The 262-nt window shown below is 43.1% G+C and carries 1 protein-coding gene; it reads left to right on the plus strand.

From position 1 onward, the window contains the following. On the plus strand, positions 1 to 262 hold a 262-nt coding region (locus SB756_RS31425), incomplete at both ends, for an efflux RND transporter permease subunit (RefSeq protein WP_410913415.1).

Here is a 262-nt window from a genome sequence, read left to right on the forward strand (position 1 = left end):
GTGTTTACCCCGTTAGATGCATTTGAAAATAGAACCGATCCGAGTAAATCGGCCATGGCTATAGCCGCGCAGTTAAATCAACGGTTTGCAGCAATTGACGAAGCGTTTGTTGCAGTATTTCCACCGCCGCCAATTCAAGGCTTAGGTACTACAGGTGGCTTTAAACTTCAAATTGAAGACAGAGCAAACAAAGGTTTTGAAGCGTTATTTAACAGCCTACAAACAGTGATTGGTAAAGCGCAACAAGATCCTGCATTAATGG

Origin of the sequence: Pseudomonas sp. SIMBA_068 (genome assembly GCF_046534705.1) — a bacterium.
GTDB lineage: Bacteria > Pseudomonadota > Gammaproteobacteria > Pseudomonadales > Pseudomonadaceae > Aquipseudomonas > Aquipseudomonas putida.